The organism is Streptococcus catagoni (assembly GCF_011421425.1).
GTDB lineage: Bacteria > Bacillota > Bacilli > Lactobacillales > Streptococcaceae > Streptococcus > Streptococcus catagoni.
In genome coordinates this window covers 77794-90872 of record NZ_WPCW01000003.1, presented here as the reverse complement: position 1 = coordinate 90872, position 13079 = coordinate 77794, and the positions used below count along the sequence as shown (strand labels likewise).

Here is a 13079-nt window from a genome sequence, read left to right as displayed (position 1 = left end):
TCTTTTTCTACAAGATATTATCTGCAAAAAGGCTTATACACTTATCAAAAAAGAGGTAGATATAGATAAAGATGAAAATAAGAATTGAACATATAGGCTTGCGGGCAAAAGATCTTGAAGTCAAGAAAGCCTTTTACTGCCATTACTTTAAGACCCAATAAACGGACTTATATGAGAACAAAAAGACAGGTTTTTCCTCTTACTTTTTGACCTTTGAAGGCGGAACCCGCTTAGAACTGATGAGCAAAGAAGGTTTGACAGAGCCAGATCATAACCATTATGACCTGGCTCATCTGGCCTTCTCACTGGGTTCAAAAGATGCTGTTGATCACTTGTCTTCTTATCTGCAAGAAGAGGGCTACCCTATCCAGCACGGTTCAAGAACAACTGGGGATGGCTACTATGAAGCTCTCATTTTGGATCCTGAAGGAAATAGTATTGAACTAACTATTTAAGAACTAAGAAGGCTAATCTCAGATTGTAGACAAACCCTATTTACCTATACTAATAGGCCAAGAAGCTCTGCAGGCTATCAATAAATTTCCTATTTCTGCGAAGCAACCGCGAGCTTATTAAGGCTACCTCCGCCGTGCTGGAAGTGTCTAAAATACCTTTAATATCTATATTTTAGACAGTCGGAATTTTCGAGATCTTAGGCTCTAAAGTTAGGGATGGAATTCTTTGGTTTTCTTAAACAGTCACTCCCCTGACTGTTTAACCTGTCCGACAGCACCTAAGGAAGGTAGCAAAAAATGACTTTTTCTTCAAACTGAGGCTAATCTTTCTCCTTATTCTTGAGCTTTTGCGCCGCCAAATTCTTGACTGGACTTTCACTGCCTTTACCGGATCCTTTCTTTCAATAGTAGGTTTTGAAGAAATTATGTTTTCTGAGAAATGTGCTATAATGAGAACCATAGGAGTTAGCAATGAAGAAAAAGGTTTTATTAGTAGATGACGAAGAACATATCTTAAGACTATTAGATTATCATTTATCAAAAGAAGGTTTCCAATCTGAATTGGCTGGTAATGGGCGCCTTGCTTTAAAACTAGCAGAAACAGAGCACTATGATTTCATCTTATTGGACATCATGCTGCCGCAATTAGATGGTATTGAAGTCTGTAAAAGAATCAGAGCCAAAGGGATCAAGACCCCTATTATGATGGCTTCTGCAAAGGGTGAGGAATTTGATAAGGTACTAGCTCTTGAATTAGGAGCAGACGACTACCTGACAAAACCCTTCAGTCCTAGAGAACTCATTGCCAGGGTCAAGGCCATACTAAGAAGAACAGAAAAAGAAGATCAAAGGACTGATGACCTAGGCTTGCCAGAAGAATCTTGGGCCATTAGTGATCTGACCATTTACCCAGAAAGGCATGAAGTCTACAAGGGGCAGGCATTACTATCCTTAACACCTAAAGAGTTTGAATTGCTCCTCTACCTTGTCAAACATCCCAACATGACCCTGACAAGAGAACGCTTATTAGAGAGGATCTGGGGATATGATTTTGGACAGGAGACAAGGCTAGTAGATGTTCACATTGGAAAGTTAAGGGAAAAAGTTGAAGATGATCCTAAAGATCCTCGTTTAATTAAGACAATTCGAGGTTACGGTTATAAATTTAAGGAGATCAGTGATGTGCAAACACCTTAAACTTCTAGCCTTCTTTATCTTTGCTGCCTTACTTTCTTTATCACTCTCATTAGTCTTTCAAACCCTAAAAAATAGCCTGCTCATCCTTGCCTTAGGCCTAATTCTTATCTCTTTTTTTCCACTGAAAGAACTTTTTAAGTGGGAAAAAGGATTTGAACACATTCAAGAGGCTGAATCCATAAACTCTGACTTTTTTATTTCCTCCAGTCAGCAAGATTTAAAGCAGCTTTCCAGGCTCATTAGACAGCTGCAAAAAGGGCTCTCAGATAAGGAAGAAGACCTGAAGAAAATGTCTACTAAGCTTGAAGCCTTGATTTCCCATTTGACCGTGGGTATGTTTCTTGTCTCAAAGTCAAAGGACATCATGCTATCCAGTAAATCCCTGCCTCACTATTTTCCAGAGGGCAAGCAACCCTTCACCCGCCTGGCTGACATTAGCCGTATGGATGTTAAGGCCTTAGTCAGACAGGCCTTTGATAGTAAGGAACTGATTAAAAAAGAACTAAAAGGGCTCCACGACAATGACCTCATTCTTGAAGCCTCTGCCATTCCCATACTGAATGACTATGGTCAAACAGAGCAGGTCCTGGTCTTACTCTATGATTTAACCACCATTCGCACCTATGAAAAACTGAATATGGATTTCATTTCCAATGCCTCCCATGAATTAAGAACTCCAGTGACCTCCATTAAGGGCTTTGCGGAGACCATAAAAGGAATGCCTGAAAGTGAGAGTAAGCTCAGAGATGAGTTTCTTGATATTATCTATAAGGAAAGCTTGCGCTTGGAACATATCGTTGAGCACATGCTAACCCTGTCAAAAGTCAAGAAAACACAGCTACAAAAGACAGACATTGCTATTAATGATTTTTTGCATTATATTGGAAGCAGCATGAAGCATCAGCTCGGCCAGAAAAACTTGCACTTGAACTATAATCTGGCAGAAGAGACCCAGATTGAGTCTGATAAGTACCTGCTGTCACAAATCTTACTTAATTTAATGTCCAATGCCATTAGGTACACTGATGAAGGCGGTAAGATAGAGATTTCTACCTATGTCACAGATCAGTTGCTAGAGATCAGTGTTTCAGATACTGGTATTGGCATCAGTCAGCTAGAGCTGGAACGTATCTTCGAACGTTTTTACCGGGTCAACAAGGGTCGCAGCAGACAAAGCGGCGGCACAGGCCTAGGCTTATCTATTGTGAAAGAATTAAGTCATATCCTAGGAGGGAAGGTATCTGTTCAAAGCCAGATTGGAAAGGGCAGTCAGTTTACCCTTACTATCCCTCAAAAAATAGAAGAAAAAACAAGGGAAAATCTCTTAGATTAACTTAGTGATCAGAAACTCAGACTAAAAGTTCTGGCCTATTAAAACGAAAAGTTCACTCTTTTGTCTGCTTATAAAAGATCTTCTGCTTCTTCGAAGCGGGAGATTTTTTTGTCCTGCTTCTGGAGCTATTCTTAAATTTTCTGATAGCCTTATTTTGAAAAAACAGAAAAACTATAAAAGCTTGTTTTTATTTAACCTCAATTCTGAAGCTTTTTTTGCCAATCATATTTGTTAATCATATTAAAGTAAAAGGTTAATTATATGAGAAAAAAGCATTGACTATATATAGTGGTTCTTGGCGATTTAACTATATTTGGTTAAATCCATCAAGAATGGAGGAAAGTTTAAAAATGAAAGTTAGTAAAGGACAATTTAGAACATGGAAATCAGGTAAGCAATGGCTCTATATGGGAGTCACAGCTCTTGGACTGTTAGCAGGAGGCACTTCTGTTTCAGCAAACACAGCAACACAGAGCGGGGGTGCTTCTTATCCAGAGAATGCTCGCCAATATCCATCAGGCCAGGATCCTTCAACTTTTCCACTGGGTGCTGATCACTATATACCAGGCCAGGATCCTAATAGAGTATATTACCAGGAGCCGGCAAATATGCCCCGGGACCAGAGTACTTAAATAAAGAAGGCAAAGAGAGTAATGACTCTATTAGAGATGAACAAGAGAAAATAGAAGATGGTGAGGGTTCTCAATCTGAGGATCCAAACGTTGGTGGCTTTGACAATGACGGTATGCAAGGTGATGATCCAGGCGATGGGGTCTACCCTCAAGATGATGAAGTAGATAAAGAAGATGTCGAAAAAGAAAAAAAGAGAATCAAGAAAACCATATTAAAAAAGGCGGAGAAGAAGACGAAGAGGGAGGTGACGGCGACCAAGACAGTGATGACGATAAAGATGAAGACGACGATGATGACAACATGAACGGTCAAGAAGCCGAAGAAGAGGGGTAAAATCAAGAAAAACTTCCCCTACCACCTACCCAAGAAGACTTATCTTTAAAAGACCCATTCAGACAAGGACAAGAAGATGGAAAAAGAGATGGAGCGAGTCATAGTGAGAGAAATGGTGAGGATCCTACTAGTGTTATAGGTGACAGTTATAAAGGTGAAAAATATGATGAAAGTGGAGGAAGATTTGTCTATGACCAAAGCTATGATAATGCCTTTGGAGAAGAATGTGGATGTACTTTCACAGGATTTGAATCGCACCTTACAAGCAAAAGAACCTAATCCCCCCACTCTCACCATATCCCCCACATAAATAAAGGAGTTCCTTCTATTCTCCAAAGTTTATATCCTATTTGAAAAGGACTTTAGTCCATTATTAATTATTTTATTGTCAATGATAAAGAGTAAAAGTAAATGCTTGTCTCAGCTGATTCTTTTCTCTTTAGGTTAAAGATGCTCTTTTTTTGGAGGGCCTTTTTGCTATGCTTATCTAGAAGAAGCTGACTATGTTTTTTATCACTTTCTTTTGATTTTCTTCTTACTTCTGAGAACTTTTTTCTTGCCTTTAATCTTTACAAAATCTTTACACTAATCACCCATCAATCTTTACAAAGTCTTGTTATTCTATTGGTGTAGTAAAACTACAGAGTTTTTATCAAAATATATAAAGGTGATTATTATGAAAATGAAAAAGATGCTTACTTTAGCAGTTCTTACTTTATCTGGTTTTGGTCTAGCAGCATGTGGTAACAATGCCTCTGGCTCTGCCTCAGGTTCATCTTCAAGTGGTGGCAAAATCGAAGTCATCACACGTGAAAATGGTTCCGGAACTCGAGGAGCATTTACAGAAATTACTGGAATTTTGAAAAAAGATAGCGGTAAAGAAGTAGATAAGACTTCTAAATCAGCAGTGGTTCAAAACAGTACAGAAGGTGTCATCTCAGCTGTATCTGGTAACCCAGATACCATTGGCTATATCTCTCTTGGCTCTCTTAATAAAAATGTCAAAGCACTAAAGGTGGATGGTGTTGAAGCAAGTGCTAAAACAGTTTTAGATGGTGACTACCCACTCCAACGCCCATTCAATATCGTCTACACTGATAAGCTATCAGAAATTGGTAGGGACTTTATCAAATACATCCATTCTAAACAAGGACAAGAAGTTGTAACAGATAACAAGTTTGTCCAAGCCAAAACAGAAACTTCTGAGTACACAACACAAAAAATGTTTGGAAAACTCTCTGTCGTTGGTTCAACCTCAGTATCACCCCTGATGGAAAAATTGGCCGAAGCCTATAAAAAAGAAAACCCAGGCGTAACAATTGATATTACTTCAAACGGATCATCAGCAGGTATCACTGCAGCCCAAGAAAAAACAGCTGACATTGGTATGGTATCACGTGAACTCACTCCTGAAGAAGGAAAGAAATTAAAACACGATGCTATTGCTCTTGACGGTATCGCAGTAGTTGTTAACAAGGATAACAAAGCTAAAGAAATTAGCATGAAAACAATCACTAAGATCTTTACTGGAGAACTAACAAGCTGGGATAAGGTAAAATAAGTCAATTAATGTGTAAGGGAGGCTTGGTCTCCCTTACTTTCATCTGTTTAGAAAGGTCAGCTAGTGAAAAAACAAGCTTTTAAAGAGGACTTTTTTAGAGTTATATTCTTTCTAAGTGCAGCAATGGCAATCGTTGCAATACTCCTCATCTGCATATTTATCTTTATGAATGGACTTCCATTTATTGCCAAACATGGCATTTTTAATTTTTTATTGGGCAAGGATTGGTCACCCTCTAACACCCCAGCTAGCTTTGGGATCTTACCAATGATTCTTGGCTCAGTATCAATTACCATTGGAGCCATCCTTATTGGTGTGCCAACAGGTATCTTTACCTCAGTATTTATGGTCTATTACTGTCCAAAAGCACTCTATGCCTTCTTAAAATCAGCAGTCAATTTAATGGCTGCCATTCCCTCAATTGTTTATGGTTTCTTTGGCTTACAATTACTGGTACCTTGGATAAGAAGCTTTTCTGGGAATGGGATGAGTGTATTAACAGCCTCTATTCTTTTAGGCATTATGATCTTGCCAACTATTATTAGTTTAACAGAGTCAGCTATCAGAACAGTACCTGCCAGCTATTATTCTGGTAGCTTGGCTCTAGGTGCCAGCCATGAAAGAACAATCTTCAGGGTCATCCTACCAGCAGCAAGCTCAGGCATCTTTTCAGCCATGATCTTAGGAATTGGCCGGGCCATCGGAGAAACCATGGCCGTTATCCTGGTAGCAGGTAACCAACCCATTATCCCAAGTGGCATCTTTGAAGGAACAAGAACAATGACAACAAACATCGTCCTTGAGATGGCCTATGCATCAGGTCAGCACAGAGAAGCCTTGATCGCCACCTCAGCCGTACTCTTTGTCTTCATTTTAATGATTAATGCTTGCTTTGCTTATATGAAAGGAAAATCAGCCCATGAGTAAATATATCTTAAAAGCCCTGGTTTACCTTTTTTCTCTCCTAACCTTTGGCTCCCTGTTTTTGATCATCGGCTTTATTTTAGTCAAGGGTCTGCCAAGCATCACACCAGACCTCTTTTCTTGGAAATATACCAGTGACAATGTGTCTTTCATGCCAGCAATTATTTCCACAGTTATCCTAGTCTTTGGTTCCCTCCTTATAGCCCTACCTATTGGTGTTTTTGCAGGTTTCTACCTGGTGGAATATGCCAAAAAAGGCTCCCTTTGGGTCAAAGCCATGCGCATTGCTTCTGACACCTTGTCTGGGATACCATCTATTGTTTTTGGTCTCTTTGGTATGCTCTTCTTTGTTATTTTTTGTGGTTTTCAGTATTCCCTCCTATCAGGGATTTTGACCTCAGTCATTATGGTTTTGCCAGTTATTATCAGAGCCACTGAAGAAGCCCTACTATCTGTTAATGACAGTATGCGTCAGGCCAGCTTTGGCCTTGGAGCTGGTAAACTGCGAACCATTTTTAAAATTGTTCTGCCTGTAGCTATGCCAGGGATTCTTGCTGGTGTCATCTTAGCTATTGGCCGGATTGTTGGCGAGACAGCAGCTCTCATGTACACCCTAGGAACCTCTACCAATACCCCAACAAGTCTTCTATCATCAGGACGTTCACTAGCCCTTCACATGTATATGCTATCTAGTGAGGGACTGCATGTCAAAGAAGCCTATGCCACTGGGGTGATCTTAATCATCACAGTCTTAATCATCAACATCATCTCAAGTATCTTATCTCGTCGACTTGTGAAAGGAGCATCCTAAAAATGGGAACTTTTTCCGTAAAAAATTTAGACTTATATTATGGGGATTTTAAAGCCCTCAAAAATGTTTCAATTGACTTACCACAAGGTGAAATCACAGCCTTGATTGGTCCTTCTGGTTGTGGAAAATCAACCTTTCTTAAAACCCTAAATCGGATGAACGACTTGGTAGCAGGCTGTCGTATTGAAGGAGAAGTCCTATTAGATAATGAGAATATCTACAGCAAAAACATGAATCTCAATAGCCTTAGAAAACGTGTGGGAATGGTTTTTCAGCAGCCTAATCCCTTTGCCATGTCCATCTATGATAATGTAGCCTATGGACCAAGGACGCACGGTATTAAAGATAAGGCCAGCTTGGATGCTCTAGTTGAAAAATCCCTAAAAAGCGCTGCTATTTGGGAAGAAGTCAAAGATGATTTGAAAAAGAGTGCCATGTCCTTGTCAGGTGGCCAGCAACAACGTCTGTGTATTGCAAGAGCTCTGGCAGTTGAGCCCGACATTCTTTTAATGGACGAACCCACTTCAGCCCTTGATCCCATTTCTACCTTGAAAATTGAAGATCTGGTTCAAAAACTTAAAAAAGATTATACCATCATCATTGTTACCCACAACATGCAACAAGCATCTCGTATCTCTGACAAAACAGCATTTTTCTTAACAGGTGAAATTTGTGAGTTTGGAGATACTTTAGATATCTTTACCAATCCCCAAGATAAGCGAACTGAAGATTATATATCTGGACGTTTCGGCTAAAGAAAGGATATTTCATGAGACTACAATTTGGAATAGAGTTAGAAGAATTAGAACAAGAATTTTTAGAACTGAGTCATTCTGTCTTAGAAGCAGCCTCTAAATCCTTGTTAGCTTTAGCAGCCAAAGACAAGGATATGGCTTTGAAAATTATTAAAGATGATCGTCATATCAATAAAACTCAACTTGATATTGAAATGTCTTGTGCCAGAATATTAGCTCTACAACAGCCCCAAGTAACCGACTTACGTTTTGTCCTAACAGTCATGTCTGCTTGCTCTGACTTGGAACGGATGGGTGATCACATGGCAGGAATAGCCAAGTCTGTCAACAACTTAAAAGAAGTAGACAGCCTAGAAATGATTGAAGAAAGAATCCATGATGCTGGACAAAAGGCCTTGAAAATGATGGCTGATCTATTGTTTGTTTTCCCTATCAGAGACGCTGATAAGGCCTTTGCCATTGCCAACCAGGACCAAGCCATTGATGAACTCTACTACACCATTTCAAAAGAAATCATCACAGTGATGAAAGAACAGGACACCTCAATTCGTAATGGTACAGAATACCTCAAAATGATTGGACATATTGAACGTTTTGCCGACTACATTTCAAATATCTGTGAACGTCTGGTCTACCTTGAAACAGGGGAACTGGTAGAATTAAATTAAGAATCACCCTATTAGCAGACTCTCTCTTATAAAAAATCACTCAGTTTTGCCCTCAACAGAACTGAGTTTTTTCATAGCTGTCTTTATGAAATCCCTGTAAGGAATCCTATTATTTTAATTTTTTACTAAATATTCAGAACTATTTTACAGGGGGATTTGTGATATAATAGGGTTACTATGGAAAATATAATAATTGAAAAAATCTCTAGTGACTTGGGCATTTCAAAAAAACAAGTCGAAGATGTTCTAAGTCTAACAGCAGAAGGTAATACCATACCTTTTATAGCACGTTACCGCAAAGAAGTGACAGGTAATCTAGATGAGGTCGTCATTAAAACAATCACTGACCTTGAAAAATCCTTACGTAATTTAAAAGAACGTAAGGAAGCTGTCATGGCTAAGATTGAAGAACAAGGTAAGCTGACGAAGGACTTAAAAGCCTCTATTGAAGCAGCCCAAAAACTGACCGATGTTGAAGAACTCTACTTACCCTATAAAGAAAAACGTAGGACCAAGGCTACCATAGCAAGGGAAGCAGGACTCTTTCCCCTGGCCCGTTTAATCCTACAGAATTCAAAAGAACTGGAAAAAGAAGCAGAAGCTTATCTAAAAGAAGGCTTTGAAACAGTGTCGGCTGCGCTTTCTGGAGCAGTTGATATCCTCGTTGAAGCCATGTCTGAAGATGTTAAACTCAGATCATGGACTTATAATGAAATCTGGACCTACAGTCATATCTGCTCAAGTGTAAAAGATAAAGAAGCCGATGAGAAAAAGGTCTTCCAAATCTACTATGAATTTTCTGACAAGATCTCAAAAATGCAGGGCTATAGAACCCTAGCCTTGAACCGTGGAGAAAAATTGGGCATTTTAAAGGTTTCTTTTGAACATAATTTGGATAAGATGCTGCGCTTTTATAGCATTCGTTTTAAAGAGAAAAATCCCTACATTGAAGAAGTCGTCAATCAAACCCTAAAGAAAAAAATTGTTCCAGCCATGGAACGCCGTATCCGTACAGAACTGACTGAAGCAGCCGAAGACGGAGCCATCACCCTATTCTCTGAAAACCTGCGTAACCTCTTACTGGTTTCTCCCTTGAAAGGAAAAATGGTACTAGGATTTGACCCAGCCTTCAGAACAGGGGCTAAGCTTGCAGTAGTGAATCAAACTGGTAAATTAATGGCAACCCATGTGATTTATCCCGTTGCTCCTGCCAGCCAGTCAAAGATTGCCCAGGCAAAAAAAGAATTAGCTGAACTGATCAAGAGCTACCAAATTGAAATTATAGCCATTGGTAATGGAACAGCTAGTCGGGAGAGCGAAGCCTTTGTAGCAGAAGTTTTGAAAGATTTCCCTCAAACTTCTTATGTTATTGTCAATGAAAGCGGAGCTTCTGTCTATTCTGCCTCAGAATTAGCCAGAAAGGAATTTCCTGATCTAACTGTTGAAAAACGCTCTGCCATTTCTATAGCTAGGCGCCTACAAGATCCTTTGGCAGAATTGGTTAAAATAGATCCCAAGTCCATTGGAGTTGGTCAATATCAACATGATGTCAGCCAAAAGAAACTATCAGACAATCTAGACTTTGTTGTTGATACTGTGGTTAATCAGGTTGGTGTCAATGTCAATACTGCTAGTTCGGTATTGTTAGCCCATGTCTCAGGTCTCAATAAAACAATCTCAGAAAATATTATCAAATACCGAGAAGAAAAGGGCTCTATCCAGTCTAGAGAAGAAATCAAAAAAGTGCCACGCTTAGGTAACAAAGCTTTTGAACAGGCAGCCGGCTTTTTAAGGATTCCAAATGCTAGCAATATTCTGGATAATACAGGTGTTCACCCAGAATCCTATCCTGCTGTCAGAGAACTATTTAAACACTTAAATATTCAAGAATTAGATGAAGAAGCTAAGAAAAAACTAAAAGAGATGGATCTGCAAAAGATGTCAACTCTTCTTGACATTGGTCTAGCTACCCTCAAAGACATTGTTAGTGATCTTCTAAAACCTGGACGTGATCTGCGTGAAGAATTTCAGACCCCTATCTTAAGACAAGATATTCTTGATCTTAAGGATTTAAAGATAGGACAAAAACTAGAAGGAACTGTTCGCAATGTCGTTGACTTTGGTGCCTTTGTTGATATCGGCGTCCATGAAGATGGCCTCATCCATATTTCAGAAATGAGTAAAACCTTTGTCAATCATCCTAGCCAAGTCTTATCAGTTGGAGATTTGGTCACTGTCTGGGTTTCAAAAATTGATCTGAACAGACACAAGGTCAATCTCAGTCTATTAGCACCCAATGCAGCTCAATGAATTTGTTAAAGAGGTCTCCCTGTTAGACTTTGCTAGACCCTTTAAACACGAAGCCAAATGGAATAAGCGTTTAAGAACAACTGGTGGTAGATTTTTCCCTGAGGATGGGCATCTGGACTTTAACCCAAAAATCTATGAAGACTATGGAATAGAAGTTTTTAGACAAATTGTCAGACATGAGCTCTGCCATTATCATTTATTTTTTGAAAAAAAGGGTTACCGTCACCAAGATAAGGACTTTAAAGACTTACTGACCCAGGTAAAGGGGCTTCGTTATGCCCCAAACTCAAAGACAAGGAAGAAAAAAATAGGGTATGTTTGTACCAAGTGTGACCAGAACATTTACCGTCAGCAGCGCATTAATACAGATAAATACCTTTGCGGCCTCTGTCAGGGTAGAATTAAGGAGATAAATCAGTCGAAAGTCTGATTTATTTTCAGCTAAAAAGGCATATACTGTGTGTATAAGAACAGGAGGAGTGGGTTAATGGAAAGCAAATTTTATAAACAACGCAAAAATAGTCTTCTTGCAGGCGTTGTAGCAGGTTTGGCAGACAAGTATGGTTGGGATTTAGCAGTAGCCAGAGTATTAGCAGCACTATTGATATATTTCAGTGGTTTTGGTTTTCTCCTCTACATTTTACTGGCTATATTTTTACCTTATAAGGAAGATTTATTAGCCAAACAAAATGGTAGAGGGCCTAGAAAACGTAAAGATGCTGAAGTGGTTAATGATGAAGACGATGGCTGGTTCTGGTAACAGTAACTCCAGTCCTTTCTACAAGCTGAAAAAGAGAACAGGACTTTTTTTAAAAAAGTAGCTAAGATTGGAAGTTGATAAGAAAAAACCTTTATGATCTAAAGGCTTTTTCTTTTGACATTTTTTCAGACGACCAACCCAAAAGCATAGCAACCTCAAATTATTGAATGAATTATAAGTAAAGCATCCAGATTTCTTTCTGGATGCCTCAGTTTGAAGAAAAGTCATTTTTTGATATCTTCCTTAGGTGCTGTCGGACAAGTTAAACAGTCAGGAGAGTGACTGTTTAAGAAAAACAAAGAATTCCATACCTAACTTTCGAGCCTAAGGCCTCAAAAGTTCCGGCTGTCTAAAATGGTGATATTAAAAGCATTTTAGACACTTTCAGCACGGCGGAGGTAGCCTTAATAAGGTCGTTCTTGCTCGCAGAAATAGGAAATTTATTGATACTTTGCAGAGCTTCTTAGCCTATTGGTCAAGGTAAATAGGGTTCGTCTATAATCTGAAACATCCAGATTTCTTTCTGGATGTTTTGTTTATCTTATTTTTTAACAAAATTAATATAGGCTTAATTATTTAATTATATAAGTTGAAGGTGTTATATTAAAATTAAGGAATTTTTTAAAAAATTAAGTTTTTTTGTGATGACATTTCTGTCATTTTCGACAGTAAAGGCCGATAGTGTTTCGGTACCGTTTCAAGCTAAAGGTCAAGAAAGTTTAGAAGTAGTGAGTGTGTCTCCTTTTAGCATTGGTTCAAGTTCTATTAATGTGAATTTAGGATCTCACGAGTATGTCTATGCTTCAATGAGTTCTAGTACTAGTAATAAAATTAAGAAACCAGAAGATAAAACTGTTTGTACTAAATCCTCATTTTCTTTGGATGGTAAATGTGAGGGAAGAAGTTGGGTAGTTAGTGGTTATCGTGCAGATGGGAGCGGGAGTTACACCGTCCAACTAGAAAAACCTTTATCTGAAGGAGATGTGGTGACACTGTCTTTTGCAGATTATGGAAATATGTATTTCGGTCAACTTGTTTATATTGATGGTAATACTGCTCGGGCTGAAGAGCAGAAGCATCAAGAAGAGTTGAATCGACAATTTGATGAAAAGTACGCAGAGGACTTGTTCAAACACTCTATTGAGGGAGATGCTAATAAAACTTGGTATCAACAATTGAAAGAAAGTGTTCAGGATAGTTGGTGGAATTTTAAAAGCTGGTGGGGTTAAAAACATCATAGCCTCAAAACTATTGAAGTATAAACAAAGCATCCAGAAAAAAATCTGGATGCTTTGATTGTCTTGTTTTTTCAAAAATATTAATATAGAATTAATCATAT

Annotated in this window: 13 protein-coding genes and 1 pseudogene; all 14 read left to right on the top strand. The window is 38.7% G+C overall.

Annotation, left to right across the window (positions count from 1 at the left end):
- Positions 1-197 precede the first annotated feature (197 nt).
- Positions 198-455: pseudogene (locus HBN42_RS06555) on the top strand (VOC family protein); the annotation flags it as partial.
- Positions 456-926: 471 nt separating this feature from the next.
- Positions 927-1652, top strand: a complete 726-nt coding sequence (locus tag HBN42_RS06550) for a response regulator transcription factor (RefSeq protein WP_165994273.1) — start codon at positions 927-929, stop codon at positions 1650-1652.
- Entirely contained in the window at positions 1636-2985 is a 1350-nt protein-coding gene (gene pnpS, locus HBN42_RS06545; RefSeq protein ID WP_165994272.1) for a two-component system histidine kinase PnpS, read from the top strand. Before HBN42_RS06550 ends, pnpS begins: the two co-directional genes overlap by 17 nt.
- Before the next feature lie 350 nt (positions 2986-3335).
- The gene (locus HBN42_RS06540; protein WP_165994271.1) at positions 3336-3617 is read left to right on the top strand and encodes a KxYKxGKxW signal peptide domain-containing protein; all 282 of its coding nucleotides are present in this window, start codon (positions 3336-3338) and stop codon (positions 3615-3617) included.
- Positions 3618-3730: 113 nt separating this feature from the next.
- Positions 3731-3922, top strand: coding sequence for a hypothetical protein (locus tag HBN42_RS06535; RefSeq protein ID WP_165994270.1), 192 nt, complete (start codon positions 3731-3733; stop codon positions 3920-3922).
- A gap of 705 nt (positions 3923-4627) precedes the next feature.
- On the top strand, positions 4628-5512 hold the full coding sequence (locus HBN42_RS06530; RefSeq protein WP_165994269.1) for a substrate-binding domain-containing protein: 885 nt from the start codon (positions 4628-4630) through the stop codon (positions 5510-5512).
- Between the two features lie 63 nt (positions 5513-5575).
- Positions 5576-6439 (top strand): phosphate ABC transporter permease subunit PstC, encoded by an 864-nt coding sequence (gene pstC / locus HBN42_RS06525; RefSeq protein WP_165994268.1) that lies wholly within the window; start codon positions 5576-5578, stop codon positions 6437-6439.
- Positions 6432-7247 (top strand): phosphate ABC transporter permease PstA, encoded by an 816-nt coding sequence (gene pstA, locus HBN42_RS06520; protein WP_165994267.1) that lies wholly within the window; start codon positions 6432-6434, stop codon positions 7245-7247. Before pstC ends, pstA begins: the two co-directional genes overlap by 8 nt.
- A 2-nt stretch (positions 7248-7249) precedes the next feature.
- Positions 7250-8002 (top strand): phosphate ABC transporter ATP-binding protein PstB, encoded by a 753-nt coding sequence (gene pstB, locus HBN42_RS06515; RefSeq protein WP_165994266.1) that lies wholly within the window; start codon positions 7250-7252, stop codon positions 8000-8002.
- A 14-nt stretch (positions 8003-8016) separates the two neighbouring features.
- The gene (gene phoU, locus HBN42_RS06510) at positions 8017-8670 is read left to right on the top strand and encodes a phosphate signaling complex protein PhoU (RefSeq protein WP_165994265.1); all 654 of its coding nucleotides are present in this window, start codon (positions 8017-8019) and stop codon (positions 8668-8670) included.
- 177 nt (positions 8671-8847) lie between these two features.
- The gene (locus HBN42_RS06505) at positions 8848-10980 is read left to right on the top strand and encodes a Tex family protein (protein ID WP_165994264.1); all 2133 of its coding nucleotides are present in this window, start codon (positions 8848-8850) and stop codon (positions 10978-10980) included.
- Positions 10967-11410, top strand: a complete 444-nt coding sequence (locus HBN42_RS06500; RefSeq protein ID WP_165994263.1) for a SprT family protein — start codon at positions 10967-10969, stop codon at positions 11408-11410. The genes HBN42_RS06505 and HBN42_RS06500 overlap by 14 nt, the downstream gene beginning before the upstream one ends.
- A gap of 57 nt (positions 11411-11467) precedes the next feature.
- Positions 11468-11740, top strand: a complete 273-nt coding sequence (locus tag HBN42_RS06495; protein ID WP_165994262.1) for a PspC domain-containing protein — start codon at positions 11468-11470, stop codon at positions 11738-11740.
- Positions 11741-12384: 644 nt separating this feature from the next.
- A complete protein-coding gene (locus HBN42_RS06490) occupies positions 12385-12969 on the top strand; it encodes a hypothetical protein (RefSeq protein ID WP_165994261.1) in 585 nt (194 codons plus the stop codon).
- Positions 12970-13079 lie beyond the last annotated feature (110 nt).

Excerpts from the sequence above, each read along its gene's own strand:
- HBN42_RS06550 (WP_165994273.1), top strand. The coding sequence starts at position 927 with ATGAAGAAAAAGGTTTTATTAGTAGATGACGAAGAACATATCTTAAGA.
- pnpS (WP_165994272.1), top strand. The coding sequence starts at position 1,636 with ATGTGCAAACACCTTAAACTTCTAGCCTTCTTTATCTTTGCTGCCTTA.
- HBN42_RS06540 (WP_165994271.1), top strand. The coding sequence starts at position 3,336 with ATGAAAGTTAGTAAAGGACAATTTAGAACATGGAAATCAGGTAAGCAA.
- HBN42_RS06535 (WP_165994270.1), top strand. The coding sequence starts at position 3,731 with ATGCAAGGTGATGATCCAGGCGATGGGGTCTACCCTCAAGATGATGAA.
- HBN42_RS06530 (WP_165994269.1), top strand. The coding sequence starts at position 4,628 with ATGAAAATGAAAAAGATGCTTACTTTAGCAGTTCTTACTTTATCTGGT.
- pstA (WP_165994267.1), top strand. The coding sequence starts at position 6,432 with ATGAGTAAATATATCTTAAAAGCCCTGGTTTACCTTTTTTCTCTCCTA.
- pstB (WP_165994266.1), top strand. The coding sequence starts at position 7,250 with ATGGGAACTTTTTCCGTAAAAAATTTAGACTTATATTATGGGGATTTT.
- phoU (WP_165994265.1), top strand. The coding sequence starts at position 8,017 with ATGAGACTACAATTTGGAATAGAGTTAGAAGAATTAGAACAAGAATTT.
- HBN42_RS06505 (WP_165994264.1), top strand. The coding sequence starts at position 8,848 with ATGGAAAATATAATAATTGAAAAAATCTCTAGTGACTTGGGCATTTCA.
- HBN42_RS06500 (WP_165994263.1), top strand. The coding sequence starts at position 10,967 with ATGCAGCTCAATGAATTTGTTAAAGAGGTCTCCCTGTTAGACTTTGCT.
- HBN42_RS06495 (WP_165994262.1), top strand. The coding sequence starts at position 11,468 with ATGGAAAGCAAATTTTATAAACAACGCAAAAATAGTCTTCTTGCAGGC.
- HBN42_RS06490 (WP_165994261.1), top strand. The coding sequence starts at position 12,385 with ATGACATTTCTGTCATTTTCGACAGTAAAGGCCGATAGTGTTTCGGTA.